General features: G+C 36.7%; 18 protein-coding genes and 6 tRNA genes. 19 read left to right on the top strand and 5 right to left on the bottom strand.

What is annotated here, in order from left to right:
- Positions 1–194 precede the first annotated feature (194 nt).
- The 11 genes from D9782_RS17260 to phoU all read left to right on the top strand — a co-directional run bounded on the left by D9782_RS17260 (position 195) and on the right by phoU (position 8569).
- Positions 195–1820: a Na/Pi cotransporter family protein gene (locus tag D9782_RS17260; RefSeq protein ID WP_026681162.1), complete on the top strand. Its 1626-nt coding sequence runs from the start codon at positions 195–197 to the stop codon at positions 1818–1820.
- A 574-nt stretch (positions 1821–2394) separates the two neighbouring features.
- Positions 2395–2469 (top strand) — tRNA-Asn (locus tag D9782_RS17255).
- A gap of 4 nt (positions 2470–2473) precedes the next feature.
- Positions 2474–2550, top strand: a tRNA-Met gene (locus D9782_RS17250).
- A 33-nt stretch (positions 2551–2583) separates the two neighbouring features.
- Positions 2584–2659 (top strand) — tRNA-His (locus D9782_RS17245).
- 21 nt (positions 2660–2680) lie between these two features.
- Positions 2681–2757, top strand: a tRNA-Ile gene (locus tag D9782_RS17240).
- Between the two features lie 11 nt (positions 2758–2768).
- Positions 2769–2861: transfer RNA gene (locus D9782_RS17235), tRNA-Ser, on the top strand.
- Between the two features lie 21 nt (positions 2862–2882).
- Positions 2883–2958 (top strand) — tRNA-Phe (locus D9782_RS17230).
- 176 nt (positions 2959–3134) lie between these two features.
- Positions 3135–3746: a superoxide dismutase gene (locus tag D9782_RS17225; protein ID WP_026681161.1), complete on the top strand. Its 612-nt coding sequence runs from the start codon at positions 3135–3137 to the stop codon at positions 3744–3746.
- Between the two features lie 194 nt (positions 3747–3940).
- On the top strand, positions 3941–5212 hold the full coding sequence (locus D9782_RS17220; protein ID WP_026681160.1) for an MFS transporter: 1272 nt from the start codon (positions 3941–3943) through the stop codon (positions 5210–5212).
- Positions 5213–5290: 78 nt separating this feature from the next.
- Entirely contained in the window at positions 5291–7378 is a 2088-nt protein-coding gene (locus tag D9782_RS17215) for a peptidoglycan D,D-transpeptidase FtsI family protein (RefSeq protein ID WP_121605267.1), read from the top strand.
- 534 nt (positions 7379–7912) lie between these two features.
- Positions 7913–8569 carry a phosphate signaling complex protein PhoU gene (gene phoU, locus D9782_RS17210; RefSeq protein ID WP_026681158.1) on the top strand — a complete coding sequence of 219 codons (657 nt, stop codon included), beginning with the start codon at positions 7913–7915 and terminating at the stop codon, positions 8567–8569.
- Positions 8570–8795: 226 nt separating this feature from the next.
- Here phoU and D9782_RS17205 read toward each other — a convergent pair whose 3' ends face one another.
- The 4 genes from D9782_RS17205 to D9782_RS17190 all read right to left on the bottom strand — a co-directional run bounded on the left by D9782_RS17205 (position 8796) and on the right by D9782_RS17190 (position 11340).
- On the bottom strand, positions 8796–9596 hold the full coding sequence (locus D9782_RS17205) for an IS4 family transposase (protein WP_162986427.1): 801 nt from the start codon (positions 9594–9596) through the stop codon (positions 8796–8798).
- A gap of 12 nt (positions 9597–9608) precedes the next feature.
- On the bottom strand, positions 9609–10142 hold the full coding sequence (locus tag D9782_RS17200) for a hypothetical protein (RefSeq protein ID WP_121605265.1): 534 nt from the start codon (positions 10140–10142) through the stop codon (positions 9609–9611).
- Between the two features lie 353 nt (positions 10143–10495).
- Positions 10496–11107, bottom strand: a complete 612-nt coding sequence (locus D9782_RS23350; protein WP_121605264.1) for a hypothetical protein — start codon at positions 11105–11107, stop codon at positions 10496–10498.
- Between the two features lie 20 nt (positions 11108–11127).
- Positions 11128–11340 carry a hypothetical protein gene (locus D9782_RS17190; RefSeq protein WP_034678959.1) on the bottom strand — a complete coding sequence of 71 codons (213 nt, stop codon included), beginning with the start codon at positions 11338–11340 and terminating at the stop codon, positions 11128–11130.
- A 251-nt stretch (positions 11341–11591) separates the two neighbouring features.
- Between D9782_RS17190 and D9782_RS17185 the strand changes: the two genes are divergently transcribed.
- Both D9782_RS17185 and D9782_RS17180 read left to right on the top strand, forming a co-directional pair.
- A complete protein-coding gene (locus D9782_RS17185; RefSeq protein WP_080668671.1) occupies positions 11592–11768 on the top strand; it encodes a YjzC family protein in 177 nt (58 codons plus the stop codon).
- Positions 11769–12270: 502 nt separating this feature from the next.
- Positions 12271–12474 carry a hypothetical protein gene (locus tag D9782_RS17180; RefSeq protein ID WP_121605263.1) on the top strand — a complete coding sequence of 68 codons (204 nt, stop codon included), beginning with the start codon at positions 12271–12273 and terminating at the stop codon, positions 12472–12474.
- A gap of 255 nt (positions 12475–12729) precedes the next feature.
- Here the strand turns inward: D9782_RS17180 and D9782_RS17175 are convergent, their stop codons facing one another.
- Positions 12730–13416 carry a hypothetical protein gene (locus D9782_RS17175; protein ID WP_121605262.1) on the bottom strand — a complete coding sequence of 229 codons (687 nt, stop codon included), beginning with the start codon at positions 13414–13416 and terminating at the stop codon, positions 12730–12732.
- A gap of 104 nt (positions 13417–13520) precedes the next feature.
- Here D9782_RS17175 and D9782_RS17170 point away from each other — a divergent pair, with 104 nt between their 5' ends.
- The 6 genes from D9782_RS17170 to D9782_RS17145 all read left to right on the top strand — a co-directional run bounded on the left by D9782_RS17170 (position 13521) and on the right by D9782_RS17145 (position 18428).
- Positions 13521–14282, top strand: a complete 762-nt coding sequence (locus D9782_RS17170; RefSeq protein ID WP_343231065.1) for a gluconate 2-dehydrogenase subunit 3 family protein — start codon at positions 13521–13523, stop codon at positions 14280–14282.
- A gap of 23 nt (positions 14283–14305) precedes the next feature.
- Positions 14306–16024: a GMC family oxidoreductase gene (locus D9782_RS17165; RefSeq protein WP_121605261.1), complete on the top strand. Its 1719-nt coding sequence runs from the start codon at positions 14306–14308 to the stop codon at positions 16022–16024.
- 34 nt (positions 16025–16058) lie between these two features.
- Entirely contained in the window at positions 16059–16274 is a 216-nt protein-coding gene (tatA, locus tag D9782_RS17160) for a twin-arginine translocase TatA/TatE family subunit (RefSeq protein WP_121605260.1), read from the top strand.
- A 509-nt stretch (positions 16275–16783) separates the two neighbouring features.
- Complete coding sequence (gene rpmG, locus D9782_RS17155; protein ID WP_026681152.1) at positions 16784–16933, top strand: 50S ribosomal protein L33; 150 nt, start codon at positions 16784–16786, stop codon at positions 16931–16933.
- An 88-nt stretch (positions 16934–17021) separates the two neighbouring features.
- Positions 17022–17606, top strand: coding sequence for a 5-formyltetrahydrofolate cyclo-ligase (locus tag D9782_RS17150; RefSeq protein ID WP_051388311.1), 585 nt, complete (start codon positions 17022–17024; stop codon positions 17604–17606).
- 627 nt (positions 17607–18233) lie between these two features.
- Positions 18234–18428: a hypothetical protein gene (locus D9782_RS17145; protein WP_026681150.1), complete on the top strand. Its 195-nt coding sequence runs from the start codon at positions 18234–18236 to the stop codon at positions 18426–18428.
- Positions 18429–18446: the final 18 nt, after the last annotated feature.

Here is an 18446-nt window from a genome sequence, read left to right as displayed (position 1 = left end):
CTTGTGTTCTTTTTGTTTATTTGTTCATCGCATGGAAAGCATGAAGTAGTAAATACTAAAAAGATCTATTAAATGTAGCTGAATGTAAATTTAATGTTAAATATACCTTTTAAACCTTTACAAAAAGTTTATATATAATTAATATTGGTATGGTGTGACAAGATTCAACATGAATGGAAGGGTAGGTATAAATTTTGGAAATTGATGTTCAAAAACTGATATTTGAATTTATCGGCGGACTGGGTATTTTCCTTCTTGGTATAAAGTTTATGGGAGAAGGGTTACAAAAGTCAGCAGGGGATCGTCTTAGAGATATACTGGATCGCTTTACAAGTAACCCATTTATGGGGGTATTAGCTGGTATTATCGTTACGGTTTTAATTCAAAGTAGCTCTGGTACTACTGTCTTAACAGTCGGTCTAGTAAACGCAGGCTTTATGACGTTAAGACAAGCAATTGGTGTAATTATGGGTGCTAATATAGGTACAACAGTTACTGCATTTATAATAGGTATTGATATTGGTGCTTATGCGCTACCGATCATTGCTGTAGGGTGTTTTCTATTATTTTTCTTTAAAAGTCAGAAAGTTAATGCAGTTGGACAAGCAATCTTTGGATTTGGTGCATTATTCTTTGGATTAGAATTAATGAGTAGTGGTATGAAGCCATTGCGTACACTAGAAGCATTTCATGAATTAACCGTTAATATGAGTGAAAACCCAGTTCTTGGTGTAGTTATCGGTACTGTCTTTACCGTTGTTGTACAGAGTTCAAGTGCCACAATAGGTATTTTACAAGGTCTATTTGCTGAAGGAGCAATAGAACTAAAGGCAGCCATACCCGTTCTTTTTGGAGATAACTTAGGAACGACAATAACTGCAGTGCTAGCATCTCTAGGTGCAACTGTTGCTGCAAAACGAGCAGCGTATACTCATGTAATCTTTAATTTAGTTGGAGCTACCATCTTTTTACTCCTACTTGGAGTTTTTACGCAAATTGTTACGTTTTTACAAGGACAGTTTAACTTGAACCCGGAGATGACAATTGCGTTTGCTCATGGGACCTTTAATATTACAAATACGATCATTCAATTTCCATTTATAGGCGCTTTAGCTTGGTTAGTTACTAGGATTATTCCAGGTGAAGATACAATTGTAGAGTATAAACCACAACACTTAGATCCGATATTTATTCAGCAATCATCGACCTTGGCATTAGATCAGGCGAAAGCAGAAGTGATTCGCATGGGTGAATATGCTTATAAAGGCTTAGAAGAAACAAATAAATATTTAAATACACAACTTTCTAAGCATTCCGAAATGGCTATGCAAATAGAAGGGGCTTTAAATAATCTGGACCGAAAAATAACAGATTATCTTGTAGAACTATCGGCAGAATCACTTACGGAAATAGAAAGTGCGAAACATTCCGCACTCCTTGACTCCGTTCGAGATATCGAAAGAATAGGCGATCATTTTGAAAATATTGTCGAATTAATTGATTATAAAATGTCTAATAAAGTTCAATTAACCAATCATGCTCAGGAAGATCTAAATGAAATGTTTGAATTAACAACGTCAACAGTAAAACAAGCCGTTGAATCTCTCCAAAGTATGGACAGAGAAGAGGCACTAGCTGTGATTCAAAAAGAAGATAAAATTGATAAAATGGAAAGGAATTTCCGAAAGAAACATATCATTCGTATGAATGAAGGTAAATGTACTGGATCAGCTGGAATTGTTTTTGTTGATATCATTAGCAATTTAGAGCGAATTGGAGACCATGCGGTTAACATTGCTGAAGAAGTATTAGGTGAATAATAATAACGTATGTTTAGTTTAACAACTGTCGGAAATGCTTTCTGACAGTTGTTTTTTATACTAAGTAGAAGTTAGCTATCTCAAATTCAAATGAACTGCAAGAGCTACGTCATTGTCGTTTGCGGAAAAGAAAATCTGTGTGAACAAGCATTATTCAACCGGAACTTGAAGAAAGCCGTTCACTTATCCATGGTGAGTTAAGTGAAGGGGAGTTATTTCGTGAAGTTCTGTTAGGAAAATTCTGTAGAAAAACGGGTGACTTCCGGCCCCTGTAGTATGGTTTTCAAGAGGTGACTCAGCGTTACGTCTGCTCACACAAACACAGGAGTTACTTTACAAGTTATAAGGTAGTATTTACTAATTAATAAAGGAATTAAAATTAAAATTTTCTAACTTTAAATTTTGTATTGAAAAACCTTTGATAAGATGCTATAGTAAATATTGTCGTTTTAACAGCGATACATACATAAGAAATTGCGATTATGATTTTTTGAAAAAAATATTGACAGATGTTGTTGAACATGGTAAATTATATCTTGTCGCTATAATTCGTTGAAGGTAGTCACGATAACATTCCACAGTAGCTCAGTGGTAGAGCTATCGGCTGTTAACCGATCGGTCGTAGGTTCGAATCCTACCTGTGGAGCCAATTTGGCGGTGTAGCTCAGCTGGCGAGAGCGTACGGTTCATACCCGTGAGGTCGGGGGTTCGATCCCCTCCGCCGCCACCATAATATAACAATTAATCTGAAATCTGAAGCATGGCGGTCGTGGCGAAGTGGTTAACGCACCGGATTGTGGCTCCGGCATTCGTGGGTTCGATCCCCACCGGTCGCCCCATAAACAATTTTAAAATGAGAAGGACCCTTAGCTCAGTTGGTCAGAGCTATCGGCTCATAACCGATCGGTCGCAGGTTCGAGTCCTGCAGGGTCCACCATAAAATTATTTGGAGGTATACCCAAGTCTGGCTGAAGGGAGCGGTCTTGAAAACCGCCAGGGGTGTAACAGCCCGCGGGGGTTCGAATCCCTCTACCTCCTCCATACATATTTAGAGTAGATTTAGGCTCGGTAGCTCAGTCGGTAGAGCAAGGGACTGAAAATCCCTGTGTCGGCGGTTCGATTCCGTCCCGAGCCACCATTCAAACAAGCGGTGGCTTGTTTTTTTATTTTCTCAAGAAAATAACGCTTTTTATAATTTGGTAAAAAAATGCATGCATATAATTTGCATCAGTATAGTAGCTTTGATAATCTTGCTTTAAAAGGGTGAATATTCGATCCTTTTTAATAAAATAATTTTATTAGGAGGAAGTTATAATGGCAAAATTTGAATTACCTGAACTACCTTATGCTTACGATGCACTAGAACCTACTATTGATAAAGAAACCATGAACATTCACCATACAAAGCATCATAATACGTATGTAACGAAACTAAACGGTGCTTTAGAAGGACATGCTGATCTTCAGAATAAATCTGTTGAAGAGCTAATAAGTAATCTAGATGCTGTTCCGGAAAGCGCGCGGACTGCCGTACGTAATAATGGTGGCGGCCATGCAAACCATAGTCTGTTCTGGAAAGTATTATCACCTAATGGTGGTGGCGAACCAACTGGTGAGCTTGCTGATAAAATTAATGAAAAGTTTGGCAGCTTTGATAAATTCAAAGAAGAATTTGCTAATGCTGCAGCAGGACGCTTCGGATCAGGTTGGGCATGGTTAGTTTTAAATAATGAAGAATTAGAAATAATGAGTACACCTAATCAAGACTCGCCGATAATGGAAGGGAAAAAACCTTTATTAGGTCTTGATGTTTGGGAGCACGCTTACTATCTTAAATATCAAAATAAACGCCCAGATTACATTTCAGCTTTCTGGAATGTTATTAATTGGGATCAAGTAACGAAAAACTATAATGAAGCGAAATAACAAAAATAATTCAATAGAAAAGGCATGTGGGGGATTCGATTTCTTCATATGCCTTTTTTTATCTATAATTGTCAAGAAATGATGAATGTAAGCTTATGAATAGATTGTTATATCCTTATCTTTAATTAAGGCTTCTTTGCATATCTGTTACTCATTTGTTCAAACTATTAATGACTTGAAAAGGAGTATGGAATATGCGAAAAAGCCTATCACTTTATCAGGGGAAATTAGACATTGATAAGGATTTATTGTTTTTACTTGTTATTGGTGGACTATATTCTTTAGGAATATTTTTATCCAATACATTTGTAAATATATACTTGTGGAAGCAATCAGGGGATTATATAACCATTGCTGTATATAATTTAGCCATTTATATTTTTCAACCATTGACGTTTATTGTGGCTGGAAAATTAGCTAAGAAAGTGGATCGAGTTATTGTATTACGTTTAGGGGTAATTTTTTTATCTCTCTTTTTTTTGAGTGTATTAATTATTGCTGAAAAAGCATCGTACTATAATTTTATGCTAGGTAGTCTTCTTGGTATTGGTTATGGTTTCTATTGGCTAGCATTTAATGTACTTACATTTGAGATTACTGAGCCAGAGACTAGGGACTTTTTTAATGGATTTTTAGGAGTGCTTCAATCCTTTGGTGGAATGATTGGACCGTTATTAGCTGGGACTATTATTGCTAATTTGGAAGCAAATATCGGATATACAACAATTTTTACGATTTCTTTTATTTTGTTCATTTGCGCAGTTATCTGTAGTTTCTTTTTGGCAAGGAGAAAGGCAGAAGGAAGCTTTTATTTTCGACGGGTATTAGCTGAACGATCACATAACAAAAATTGGAATCGTATATTGAATGCACATATTTTTCAAGGATTAAGAGAAGGGATATTTGCCTTTGTTATCTCCATATGGGTGTTTTTGATTACACAAAGTGAATTTTCATTAGGGATGTTCAATCTAGTGTTCTCTGGCTTATCCTTTGTTTTTTATTTTATTGGGACGAAAGTTATCAAGCCTTCCATGAGAAAAAAAGCTATCCTTATCGGGAGTCTTATCCTGTATTTCTCTATTACAATTATTATTTTTGAGATTAGCTATGCACAGCTAATTATATATGCAATTTGCATTGGGATCGCTTACCCAATCATTACCATACCATATGTCTCTTTAACCTATGATGTAATAGGAAAAGCATGGAAGGCAAAAGAGTTACGTGTGGAGTATATCGTTGTCAGAGAAATGTTTGTCAATATCGGAAGAATTACTTCCATTTCTGTTTTTTTAATTGCTGTTTCTATTTTTCCAGCTGAAAAGGCAATCCCATATATATTAGCCGTTTTTGGTGCTGGGCATATTTTTATCTATTTATCCGTCAAGAACATCTACTTAGGAAGTAAGCCAAAAAAAGAAGTATTAATTAAAGAGCAATTAACAGACGAAAAAAATAGATAAATGGATGAAAATAAAGAGGGATAAATGATATAATGAATAAGGTTTAAAATAAATCTAATTTCGTATGGGGGAGAGATAATGGGGAATAAGAAAAAAAAGAAAAAAACGCAACTTCCCTTCCGAATTAACATATTGTTTTTTGTTGTGTTTCTAATGTTTACAGTGCTTATTTTACAATTAGGAGTTGTACAGATTTTAAACGGTGAAGCTTTTCAGGAAGAAATTGATCGAACGGTAAAGGATACAACAAAGATACCCGTTCCCAGAGGTAAAATATATGATAGTAACCATAATGTTATTGTAGACAATAAACCATTGTATTCGATCACGTATACACCTGCAAAAGGAACGCAGGCAGAAGATCGATTAGAAGTTGCTGAAAAATTGTCGAAGTATATTTCCATGGATGATGAAAAAAAATACCTTGATAAATTAACAGAGCGCAATAAAAAAGAGTATTGGTACTTAAAAAATAAGGAAGAAGCTGACAATCGCTTATCTGAAAAAGAAGCAGCAGATTTAGATAATGCTGAACAGTATAATACGATTCTAGATCGAATTACAAAAGATGAAATCTCCGGTTTTTCGAAACAGGAGCTTGAAGTAATTGCAATTAAAAAAGAATTAGATAAAGCATATTCGCTTACGCCGCAAATAGTTAAAAATGACGATGTCACCGCAGAGGAATATGCTAAAGTTTCTGAGCACTTGGATGTTCTACCTGGAGTTAATGCAACGACTGACTGGAATAGGGACTATCCTTTCGGTGAGACGATCAACAGCTTACTAGGTACTATTACAACACAAGAGCAAGGGATCTTGGCAGAAAAAGAGCAATATTACCTAACAAGAGGTTACAGTCGTAATGATCGGGTTGGAAAGAGTGGACTGGAGGAATATTATGAGGACGTATTACGAGGAACAAAGGAGCAAATTCAGTACACGACTACTAAAACAGGTAAAGTTGTTGGAACGGAAACGGTCGTTGAGGGTAGCCGAGGTAAGGATTTAGTTCTATCTATCGATATGGAATTCCAGGAAGAAGTGGATAAAATAGTACGAGAGGAATTAAAAGCAGCCGTTCAGAGCCATCCCTATGACAATAAATATTTAAAGGATGCACTTGCCGTTGTTATGAATCCACAAACAGGTGAATTATTAGCGGTTAGTGGACAAACCAGAGATGGAAATGAATACAGTAACGCTGCATACAAGACGTTGTATGATGCGCATCGCCCTGGTTCCATTGTAAAGGGTGCAACTGTACTTGCAGGCTTAGAATCAGGCGTGATCTCACCTGGACAAAGATTTAATGACAGTCCGATAAAAATTTCAGGTACCCCGAAAAAAGGTTCCCACAGCAACTATATTGGGGTAGTCGATGATCAGGATGCGTTGAAACGCTCGTCCAACGTCTACATGTTTTATATCGCATTAAAAATGGGGGGAGAGAATCGCTATCCCTTCCCAAATGGAAGTAAAGCGTCGTTTAATACGGAAGCTTGGCAGAAAATGCGTAACTATTTCCAGCAATTTGGTTTAGGCGTGAAGACTGGTATTGATTTTCCTTATGAAAGTGTTGGCTTTGAAGGGGATTCGATGAATCGAGCAGGACTTTTAATGGACTTTGCTATTGGACAGTATGATACGTATACCACGATGCAATTAGCTCAATATGTGTCGACGATTGCCAATGATGGCTATCGAGTTCGTCCGCATTTTCTAAAGGAAATTCGTGAACCAAGTAAATCAGGTAAGGATCTTGGATCCATCTATCGTAGTGAGAACACGGATATCTTGAACCGTGTTCAAATGGATCAATCCTATATAGATCGTGTGCAGGAAGGTTTTCGGAGAGTGTTCCAGGAGCCAGGAGGAACTGGTTATGGGTACTACCATAGTAAAGATTATAACGCTGTAGGGAAGACTGGTACGGCGCAAAATGAAGTGTATAAAGATGGCAAAAAGTTAGCGGAGACAGAAAATCTATCTCTTGTCGGTTATGCACCATATGACGAGCCAGAGATGGCATTTGCGATTATAGCACCAGATACAGGCAAGGGTACCTCCTATAAGATTAATCATATGATTGGAACCCGGATTTTAGATGCATATTTTGATTTGAAGGAAGAGCGAGACAAAGAAAAGAATGAAGAAAAAGAATAAAGTATTACGTAAAGTGCAAGTCTACGAAGACTTGTACTTTTTTATACTCTAGGAAATTATAACAGTCCATATGTATAAATGTGGGCATGTTGTGCGGTGTCCAGCTCCAGCGCTGAGAAACGGTGGCGACTTCACGAATCGCCTTACGATATAAAGTCATCATCTGTTCGTAAGCTTACCGTGATTCCTTTATCTCCGTTGAATCGCTCCATTCGCTACGTTTTTAAATGGGCGCTTGCGTTTTGTTCTCCCGCATATAACTGTCAGTAAGCCCCTAGTTTAAGCAATAAAGTAAACCCAATATGGATAAGTCGTGGATCTATTGCTAGTACATGTCCGATTGGTTCAAAGGCCATTAGGTCAGACCCTTGTGGTACTAGCAATCAGTGGGGGATAAAACAAAAATCCCAAACTGATTGAAGTTTCACTTTATAAAATTTTACATGTAATTAACATTAAATCAATAGCCATTTCATACCTGTCTGTTAAAGTATAGATAAGCAATAGCTAGATTAGATAGGAGGGAAAAGCCAGATGAATACACGTGGACAATTTCATCATGAAATAGAGGAGATTAATCAAGATATCATACAAGTGGCTAAATTAACAGAAAAAGCGTTGAATAATGCCCTGAATTCCTTATATGAACAAGATATAACCTTAGCAAACCAAGTAATTGAAGATGATAAAGAAATAGATAAAAAGGAAATAGATATTAATGATAAAGTTATCTTACTTATCGCCAAACAACAGCCAGTAGCAACGGATCTTAGAAGATTAATTACCGCATTAAAAATTGTGACGGATTTAGAACGAATGGCTGATAACGCGAAAAATATTGCCCGTTCAGCAATTCGTTTAGGAGAAAACGGGGAGACATTATTACCACACGGTTTAGCAAACATGCAAACATATATCATAGAAATGTTGCAGATAGCAATGGAGTCATTTTCCAATGAAGATATCATCTTAGCGGCACAATTATCAGAAATGGATGATAGGGTAGATAAACAGAACAAATTAATCATTAGTGAGCTTCTAGGAGAAACTGCTACAAAACCAGATAAAATTCAATATATTATGCAAGTTGCCTTTTGTGCACGATATTTAGAAAGGTATGCTGATCATATTACCAACATTGGTGAAAGCATTTTATATTTAGTTAAAGGAGAGAATTTTAATTTAAATTAAAAGAGGCTGGTACAAAACATAACTTCTTTACTCAAAATACGAATAATCATATTATCAATAGGAGTATCATCGCCGCACCGTGAAACTATACTCGTTTTCCGCGGGAACGGCCCATAGCCGTCAAGCTAATAAAAAAGAAGTACGGTGCAATGAAAATATAAACATATTTTTCCAGTTTAATCCGTATTCTTTTATGGGTACTTGTTTTTCTTTTTTACACTTTTACTTACGCGGCACGGAAATGTACTTTATACGCAATGTTTAAGACATCAAAAGGACTTTTATGCTGACAACGATGATCTTTCCTTCCATGCCGGTATATGTTCTGGTAAATATTATCGATGAGAGCTTTCAAAGAAGAAAGGTGATAGAGTGAATACCCCTTCGTCTCTACTATTGCGTTTCTCGCATGGTTGATACATTTGTACTCACTCCCTTCTAGTTGATACCTTTCGTAAAGGCAGTAACGGCACTGAAAAGCAATCATCGAAGAAAGAAGAATATGAATTAAAGTCCCATACAAATGACAGTAAAAGCGGTCGGTATTCATTGCCTGCACATCATCAATTTCAAATAACGATTTCCATGTTTTAAAGAGTATCTCCACTTGCCAACGCAAGGAATAGATAGGATACAAGGTTTGCTCATCCATTTCTTCTTGTGTTATATTGGTAGCAAGAATTTGGATATGATTCTTCTTGTTGGCGGATTGGGTATGCCCCCCTTTCCGTCTTCTTTCTTTTAAATAGGTATCTCTCTGTTTTTGTTGCTCTTCGGTTAATCGTTGTACGACTACACGGGCATGAAATGTATTTTTTCCCTTAACACCTAATTGAATGAACCCATAATCCTGTATCTCTCCTGGAGCTAGATGCATGGCATCTTCTTCAGGCTTTATTTGGATTCTTCGTTGCTTGTCATCCAATGTCCAATAGGTCATATTGGCAGGAACACGAGTAATATAATAGGCTCCTGCTCGATCTATTTTTTTAAAGTGATCTCCTGAGAAATAGCCGAGGTCACGCAAGATAAGGTCCTCTTATCCTATTGTATCTGCCAATTCTTCAGCTGCATCGTGATCACTGTCTCTTGGTCCATAGAACAACGTATGCAAAAAATTCCCTTGATACAGCTCATATTCTAATTGTATTTTCACTCCATCCCAATAACTCGCGGTGTTCTTTTTTACTTGAAAGGATGTGCCATCCAAGATACGGATCCGAGAAAAAGGATAATCAGATGGAGATGGTAACGATAACATCTGTTGTTTTTCCGCTAACCGCATAAAAACTTGTTTTAAAAAAGCCACTCCTTTCTCGTCTAATCGTTGATGTAAGGCTTGTTTAGATATGGATATTTCTGATTCACGAGAAAGGGAGGCACAGAGCTGTCCTAGCCCCTCCGTACCAACTTTTTCATGTAAGAAGGCACATATACTTAAGAAATCTTCCGGCATTATCTTCTTCAATCGTTGTACAAAACCTGATTCCCGAGCAACATTGCGAAGTTCAGAAATAGATAAAATATCGTGCACACTCTTTACAAACGAGTCAAAATGATATTGCTTAGCCATACGTAATCCCTCCAAATTATTCCATTTATAATGTCAGGATAACGAATAACTTTATGGTTTTTAAAATATCCTGCTTAACTTGACGGCTATGGGGCACGGCCACAGCTAACTCGGTAAAGAAAAACACGTTACCAAGTGGAACTTCGGACTCGTGCTGTTCTCGCCGGAGTCTCGCTGATTTCAGGTGCTAAATGAATGATTCTGATCAATAAACGAACGATAATTAGTTTCCAACCAATCATCGTTCGTTTTTAATTGCTTCTTCATTCTTTTGTCTCAGCCTCTTTTTAAATACGTTAGTGGCTAATCGAGAATGTTAGTTAGCCACTTATTTAATCGTGCATTCCTTACTATTATTTAGTGATTGCCTCAGCTATTTGATGTTGATCCATATCTGTATTTAATTTAAACTTACCGATTTGCACGCGTTGACTATAGTCATTTTTTTCTAAGTAATCGCTAAATTTTGAAGCATCTTTAATTAATTTGTTCTCTTCTAATAAGGAACTTATTTCAGATGAGGCCATCCCTTCTTTTATATGTAAGGTATACGTTTTGGGACCTTCCTCTTTTTCCGGTGATTCCTTTGCTTGTTCTTTCTTCTGTTCTTGATTTTCTTCTTTGGTGTTTTCTTTTTCAGCTTTCTCCGTATTATTGGAATCTTGTTTTTTAGCTGCATCTTCTTGCTCTGTAGTCTTAGCAGATTGATCATTTTGTGTAGTAGTAGAAGTATTTTCATTCGGTGGAGTTTTCGCAGCTTTTTCTGGATTATCATTGACAGATAAAGCAACGTACTCTGAATTGGATAAGACATGATATCCTTTATCTTTGACTAGAGAAATCAATTCTTTCTCAGAAATACCTTCAACAGTCTTTGTATCGCCCTTAAATAATAGATAAGTGGCTAACATAATAATCCCTGCTGTAAGAAGACCAATTGCAAATACTCGTACAGGTTGTTTCATTGTTTTCTCCTTTAATCCCTTTATTTATTTTCCAAATCTTGTGCGAACTCTTCTGTAAGCAATTCCTCTTCCAGGATTTTTATTTTCTTTTTCATTTGATATGTATCCTGCATCGTAGTAATGGAGAACTGCTCTAATTGACTCTCTACTTCTTCCATACGATCATTTAAGAAATAGGACAATGTTAGTAGAACTAGTCCAATCACAATGATGGTAATGATTGCATAGACCATGTAAATACCTCCTTCTTATTCATTATTAGTTATAACATAAATGAGTAGCTAAAAGCCATTACCAATTAAATTTTTTCGACAAAATTAATAGAATAGTCCCGATTTTTGCTGAATTAAAGCAGATTAACAGGTCCTAAGAAATGAAAATAGAAATGGAAATGTGAGTAAAACGACCTGGTGTATAATTTGCTGTTTAAACGATTACACTACTTATTACGTGATAATAAAGAATTTTGGAAGGAGTTACAGCAATGGGTGAATTCAGTCATTTTCGATTTGGCCAAAAAGCACCAAATAATGGTGTATATATCGAAATCGGTGAAACGGGGAGCAGTGTCACCGATCCCAAAATAATAAAATTAAAAGCGGGAGAAAAATTCCCGCAAACAACAAATCATAATCGAGTTTGGACATATGATAAAAACTAGAAGAAATAAGTGAGATACCTCCTGATTTTGGATTTCGGGAGGTATTTTTACATGAATAAAAGCATTTCATTAAGTGCATCTATGAAAAAAGAAGAAAGAAATGAATTTTTAATATAAAGAAAATCCGAATATATAAAGTAATATTCGGGAAGTCATTCGAAATTTCTTCGTTCACTTTTTGGAGAAATAGAATGGGACGGATTGCTCGTTTATCTTTGTAAGTTAAGAAAGTATAAATTCAGTGCAATGACTGCGTTAAGCCAAGTAGTTATTTTGAAATGTTAGATGTATATTGGCAATGCTCCGACTAATTACTTCGCTTTCCGTGGGCACGGCCTCAACTAACTTTGCAAAGAAGAACACGTTGCAAAGTGGATTTTCGGCTCGCGCTAATCCCGCAGGAGTCTACGTAATTAGTCTCCGCTATGAGAAGGTGCAACAATTCTTGTCATAAGTAATAGGTTGACTTTTTTTACAATGGGTAAAGTGAAAATCGTTATCCGTGAGTATAAAAGCAGCTGTGTTACTTCATGCTAGCGTTGTAGAGCCTGATAATAATAATAGCGAAGGGCGGCCACTTCAACTCCTGTGGGAAATGTTTGACCTGAAGATCCACTTTTTTGAGCGGGTTTTGCTAAAAAAGTTAGCTGAAGGACAAACCCCACGGAAAGGGAAGTGGGCAGCCGGAGTGGTGGTCAAGCAGTAGCTATTATTCCATAATAGCTACTAGAGGAAGCGTAGATCTGAGCATGTAGTGATAAGGACTGAGCGAATTTTGCTCAGTTTTTCTTACAGTAAAGCCTGCGGAAACAGCTCAATTCGAAAATCTTCGCTTCTAAGCGTATTGTGGTTAGCAGCATTCGTTGAGGCTGTGTCCGCAGTAAGAGTCCATATGGAAAGATGAACTTATTATTAGTTGATTTTAGATATACTACGTTTAATAATCCAGTCGATAGCTAGATTAGCTTGCCATATTAAATAGCTCTAGCAATTGATTCGATGCCTCTGAGTAAGCTGAGTCCATAATGTTTTCTTTAATTCCTTCAATTAGCTCTACAGCTCCTGGTTGTGTAACGGTAAGAATTTTTACATCACCATTGAACATCTCATTCATCTTATTTTTGGCTTGCTGCAAGTTATCATTAGGATTCTTTTCATTATTATTTTCTACTTCTTCGGTTTCTCCTTTTGAGGATAAGCCTTCTGTACCACTTAAAAGGTCTTTTTGCATATCATCATATTGATGACTAGTCGTTTGTTCGTTATTTCTAGCTAGGATAACTGAATCATCAACAACAAATACCTTAATTCCAGTTATTCCTTCGCTCTTTAAAATAGATTCAAAAAATGAAGAAACACCACCTTCATGAATACCAGAGCTTCCGATCGAACTATATAAATTTTGCCCCATGCCGCTATAGGTAGTTCCTTTTTTATTCGTGGTCCGTGTTTTATCACTTGTCTCACTAGGTATTATATTTGGATTATTTAAGTTTTCCTGATTGGCATGATCGGATACGTTGGCCATATTCATGTCATTCGTATGTTCATCTTCCATCGCACTGTTATCGTTTGCAGTACAAGCAGTAAGTAATGCTGTGATTAGAACTGTGATCAGCAATATTGATAGTTTCCATTTTCTTAACATAAAAGCTTCCCTCCATAATAAATGATTTATAAGTATTATGTCCTGAAATTTTTTATGTATGAGTGGTTATTTTTGGTGACATAATAAGGTCAACTTATAAGGAGGTGAGTCTTTTGGCAGAAGATAATAATAAGGAAAAGATTGATCAAGAGAGTTTATCTCGTAGAAAGTTTCTTAGAAACTCAGGTTTTGCCGTCGGGGGTCTAGCTGTTGGTGGTGTATTAGGCAGTGTTATCCCATGGGGAACCGATGAAAAAGAGCCACAACAGGCTGCTAATGAAACAAAAAATTACAATCATGCGTTAATGAATTTTAATCAAGTAGAATTTCAAACTGTTGAAGCGGCAACAGAACGCATTTTTCCAGAAGATGAAAATGGCCCAGGAGCTCAAGCGTTAGGAGTGGCATTTTATATTGATCATCAATTGGCAGGCTCTTATGGCTTCAACGCAAGGGATTATATGAATCCTCCTTTCTTTCATGGTGAAAAAACCCAAGGTTATCAAGGTAGATTGAAAAGAAGAGAAATTTTCAAGATTGGTATTCGTGAAATGCAAAACTATAGTCATTCGAAATATAAAAAGGGCTTCACGGATTTAACTGCTGATGAACAGGATACGGTGCTAGCAGATTTTGCCGATGATAAGGTGAATATTACGACTGTTTCAGCAAGTGGGTTCTTCAATCTTCTAAGGAGTATGACGTTAGAAGGAGTGTATAGTGATCCTTTATATGGTGGAAATAAAGATATGCAAGGTTGGAAATTAAGAGATTATCCTGGCGATCAAATGAACTATACCCAGGTAATCGAGAGTGAAGAATTTCAGCAAATTGAACCTAGGAGTCTTCGAGACCATATGCAGTAATTAAAATGGTATGAGGTGATATGATGGCTAAAAAACTACCAAAGACAGATGTAGTAATTGTTGGTGTCGGTTGGGGTGGAGGTATTATTGCTTCAGAACTGACAAAACAAGGATTGAAAGTGGTTGGGTTGGAGAAAGGACAGGAAAGAGAAACCGAAGACTATTATATGGCTCATGATGAATTGCGCTATGCAGTTCGTTATGAGTTGATGCAGGATCTTTCTAAAGAAACGATAACATTTAGAGGTAATGAGAAAATGCGAGCATTACCAATGCGTCAGTATGGCTCATTTTTATTCGGAGATGGTGTTGGTGGTGCTGGTGTTCATTGGAATGGACAAACTTTTCGATTTTTGCCGTATGACTTCGAAATACGAAGTAAAACAATTGAACGATATGGGAATGGTAAGATACCAGCTGATATGACGATTCAGGATTGGGGAATTACCTATGATGAAATCGAGCCATACTATGACAAGTTTGAAAAAATGGCTGGTATTTCAGGAGAGGAAAATCCGTTAGGGGGTAAACGCTCGGATAAGTATCCTACCGGGCCAATGCTACATTCTCCGCAAATGAAAATGTTTAAAGAAGCAACAGAAAAGCTAAAATATCATCCGTATACGATCCCTTCTGCCAATTTATCAGAACCGTATAAAAATCCAGATGGTATAAGTAGAGCCGCTTGTCAGTATTGCGCATTTTGTGAACGCTTTGGTTGTGAATATGGAGCAAAAGCTGATCCGGTTGTTACGGTTATACCGGTAGCTAAAAATACGGGTAAATTTGACTTAAGAACCCATTCTTGGGTGAGAAGAGTTTTACATAAGGATGGGCAGGCAACTGGTGTACTATATACAGATTTAACTACCGGTGAAGAAATAGAACAACCAGCTGATATGGTAGTATTAACAAGCTACGTATTTAATAATGTAAAACTCTTACTGAATTCAAAAATTGGTCGCCCGTATGATCCTGCTAGTGGTAAAGGAGTTATCGGAAAAAATTATGCTTATCAGATCATTAAAGGTGCAGCAACAGGGTTTTTCGAAAACAAGAAATTTAATAATTTCGCTGGAGCAGGCGCCTTAGGAATGGTTATCGACGACTTTAATGGGGATAATTTCGACCATTCAAATGTGAATTTTTTACATGGTGGTTATTTGTCTCTAACACAGACTGGAAAAAGACCGATTCAGACCAATCCAATTCCTTCTGATTCAGCAACATGGGGTAAGGAATTTAAGCAAAACTCATTAAAATATATTAATAGGACGTTGTCCATTGGTGCCATGGGTGCCAGCTTACCATATAAACAGCATTATTTGGACTTAGATCCAATGTATAAAGATGCTTTTGGTGACCCTTTAATTCGCATGACTTATGGATTTAGAGACCAAGATAAAGAACTTGCTAAGTTTACCGCAACAAAAGCAAAGGAAATTCTGCAAGAGATGGGTGCTGATAAAATCGATGCGATGGATGAATTGGGACCCTATGATATTACTACCTATCAGTCAACGCATAATACCGGAGGTGCAATTATGGGAGCAGATCCGGAAACATCAGCGGTTAATAATTATTCGCAGATGTGGGATATGGAGAATCTGTTCGTTGTAGGAGCTTCCTCTTTTCCACATAATAGCGGTTATAATCCTACTGATACCGTTGGTGCGTTAGCATATCGTGCTGCAGAAGGAGTGGTTAAATACAGTAAGGATGGTGGACTTCTTACATCTTAATGGGTTGGTTTGATTAGGAAAGAAGGTGCTGTAATTGCTTACAAATATAGGTATACCAGGTTTGATTATTATTCTAATCATTACATTAATTATATTTGGTCCAAGAAAGTTACCTGAGATTGGATCGGCATTAGGAAAGACGTTATCGGAATTTAAAAAGACTACCAGTGACATTATGAGTGATGATGAACAAGCTGAAACCACAAAGCCAAAAGATGTGACAGCAGCAAAAATGAAGAGATCTGACTAAATTGCAAAACGCCCAATTAACAACTATCTTGCTTGCATTTGAAAAAGGATATGAAATTTTTCAATAAGAAAAGGTTGGCTATTCAGAGTAATGGACAACCTTTTTCTTGTTGTCTAGGAAATTAGCCCATGTGATTAAATATGGGAGTGTTGAGCTAGCATCCAGCTCCAGCCAGAAGTCAGGCGACTTCACGAATAGTCCTAATCTAAGCCATTATCGGCTCATAAGCTCACCGTGATTTCTATATCTCCGTTGACTCGCTCTAGGCAACGTTTCTAATCGGGGGCTTGCGCTCTTGTTTTATATATAATATCTCTTGTTATACTTCGTCTAGTTGTGGTTTATTATAGCTATTAGAATAGGCGAATTGATTTTCCAAAACTGATCAAATTCTTAAGGATTTCTAGCTTACTTCTTGATAGTTTCATCAACATCTGATATTATATATAAGTCTGAAATGAATTAATCGCTCGTTTTGAAGCAATTAGGTAAAGTTTGGAGGGAAAATCATGCGCGTTAACATTACTTTAGCTTGTACTGAAACAGGAGATCGTAATTATATTACTACGAAAAACAAACGTACTAATCCTGAACGTATTGAGCTTATGAAATATTGTCCACGTCTTAAAAAACACACTCTACATCGTGAAACAAAATAAATGATTAAAAATAAAACCTTTATCAGCTGATAAGGGTTTTATTTTTAATCATTTGCTGTACTTATTAACTCAAACGGGGGTAATTGATTTGAATAAAGCTCACATTCGGTCAGCAAAGCTTCAGATGCTTAAAGAATTAAATCCAGTAAAGAAACGCGAAATTGAGAATAGCTTATATGCACGACTTATAGCTTCATCGCTCTGGAAAAACGCCAGGGTAATTGGACTAACGGTCTCGCAAGCGTTTGAATGGGATACGAGAAACATTATTGAAACAGCCTGGAGGCAGCAGAAACAAGTTTGTGTACCGAAGTGTTCTCCAGCTGATAAAACGTTAACATTTTATCAAATTAGTTCCTTTGATCAGTTAGAGGTTGTCTATTATGGATTGCTTGAACCTAAGCCAGATGAAACGAAACAAATAGATATAACTGCGATTGAATTGCTATTTGTACCAGGGCTTGTCTTTGATAGGAAAGGTTACCGAATTGGTTTTGGCGGAGGTTACTATGATCGATTTTTAATGAACTATTCCAATCATACGGTTGCACTGTTACATAGTAGTCAATTAGTAGACGCTATACCAAAGGAATCATTTGATATTCCGGTAGACCACTTAATTACAGAAGATACATGGATAAGCAGTTATGACAGAAGAAGGATCGATGAATGAGAGTAGATACATTTGTCAACAATTATTTCGTCCAATACATGAAAATGGACAGAGGCGAATAGAGAATTATACCGTACTTGTTGTTGGGCTAGGGGTGCTTGGTAGTAAACTTTGCAATCATTTGATAGGGTAGGTGCTATCTCACCTGCAGTAGAACAAGTAGCCGCTTTTTAGCTTATTGGTCTATGAAGTATGTTACTGGTAATCACAACTCATTACGAAAAATATCTGGGATAATCTACAACATGATGTGAAATTAGCTTTCAGATCAAATTGTCCAACCTGTCAAAAAAGATTATCCAGCTCTAAAATCAGAAGCGATTGTAAATGAAACGGTTCTCTGCGGTAGAAATATGATTCAAATTAGCTTCATGATTTCATACTGGAAGCTTTAGAAAAAAAGCTAGATCATTTTTTAGATAATGTTACAAGAACGCCTTTTTTTACGCGTAGCTATACAGGAGGATATTCTTTTCACTATTTTCCCAGATGCCCGTATTCTGATAAAAGGGAGTTGCAACAAGCGTCAGGAACATACGTGGTTTGAACAATATATAGTATCGTACATGCATAAAAATAATCAGGTAGATGAAAACTAGAAGTACCATGATAAAAAGAGGTGTATTTATGCGTATTCTGTTTTTATTTGCCGGAATGATAACTGCGGCGAGCTTGCTTTATAAATGGCGCTATCGGATTATGAATACATTATTGGCTATTGGATTTTTAAGAAAAGTTGTGGTAAGTTTATCCATGAACGTGCCAGCAGTTCGTTCGAAAATTATACCGACAATGTTCCAGAAAAATACATCAAATTCTTAATCGGTGAAGAAGTTGTGA

The organism is Virgibacillus sp. Bac332 (assembly GCF_003667785.1).
Lineage (GTDB): Bacteria > Bacillota > Bacilli > Bacillales > Amphibacillaceae > Virgibacillus > Virgibacillus salarius.
This window is presented reverse-complemented; position numbering and strand designations above follow the sequence as displayed.

Bases quoted from the DNA above. Each gene is read 5' to 3' on its own strand.
- D9782_RS17185 (WP_080668671.1), top strand. From the start codon at position 11,592: ATGGGTGAATTCAGTCATTTTCGATTTGGCCAAAAAGCACCAAATAAT.
- D9782_RS17165 (WP_121605261.1), top strand. From the start codon at position 14,306: ATGGCTAAAAAACTACCAAAGACAGATGTAGTAATTGTTGGTGTCGGT.
- D9782_RS17225 (WP_026681161.1), top strand. From the start codon at position 3,135: ATGGCAAAATTTGAATTACCTGAACTACCTTATGCTTACGATGCACTA.
- D9782_RS17175 (WP_121605262.1), bottom strand. From the start codon at position 13,416: ATGTTAAGAAAATGGAAACTATCAATATTGCTGATCACAGTTCTAATC.
- D9782_RS23350 (WP_121605264.1), bottom strand. From the start codon at position 11,107: ATGAAACAACCTGTACGAGTATTTGCAATTGGTCTTCTTACAGCAGGG.
- D9782_RS17145 (WP_026681150.1), top strand. From the start codon at position 18,234: ATGCGTATTCTGTTTTTATTTGCCGGAATGATAACTGCGGCGAGCTTG.
- D9782_RS17215 (WP_121605267.1), top strand. From the start codon at position 5,291: ATGGGGAATAAGAAAAAAAAGAAAAAAACGCAACTTCCCTTCCGAATT.
- rpmG (WP_026681152.1), top strand. From the start codon at position 16,784: ATGCGCGTTAACATTACTTTAGCTTGTACTGAAACAGGAGATCGTAAT.
- D9782_RS17200 (WP_121605265.1), bottom strand. From the start codon at position 10,142: ATGGCTAAGCAATATCATTTTGACTCGTTTGTAAAGAGTGTGCACGAT.
- phoU (WP_026681158.1), top strand. From the start codon at position 7,913: ATGAATACACGTGGACAATTTCATCATGAAATAGAGGAGATTAATCAA.
- D9782_RS17190 (WP_034678959.1), bottom strand. From the start codon at position 11,340: ATGGTCTATGCAATCATTACCATCATTGTGATTGGACTAGTTCTACTA.
- D9782_RS17220 (WP_026681160.1), top strand. From the start codon at position 3,941: ATGCGAAAAAGCCTATCACTTTATCAGGGGAAATTAGACATTGATAAG.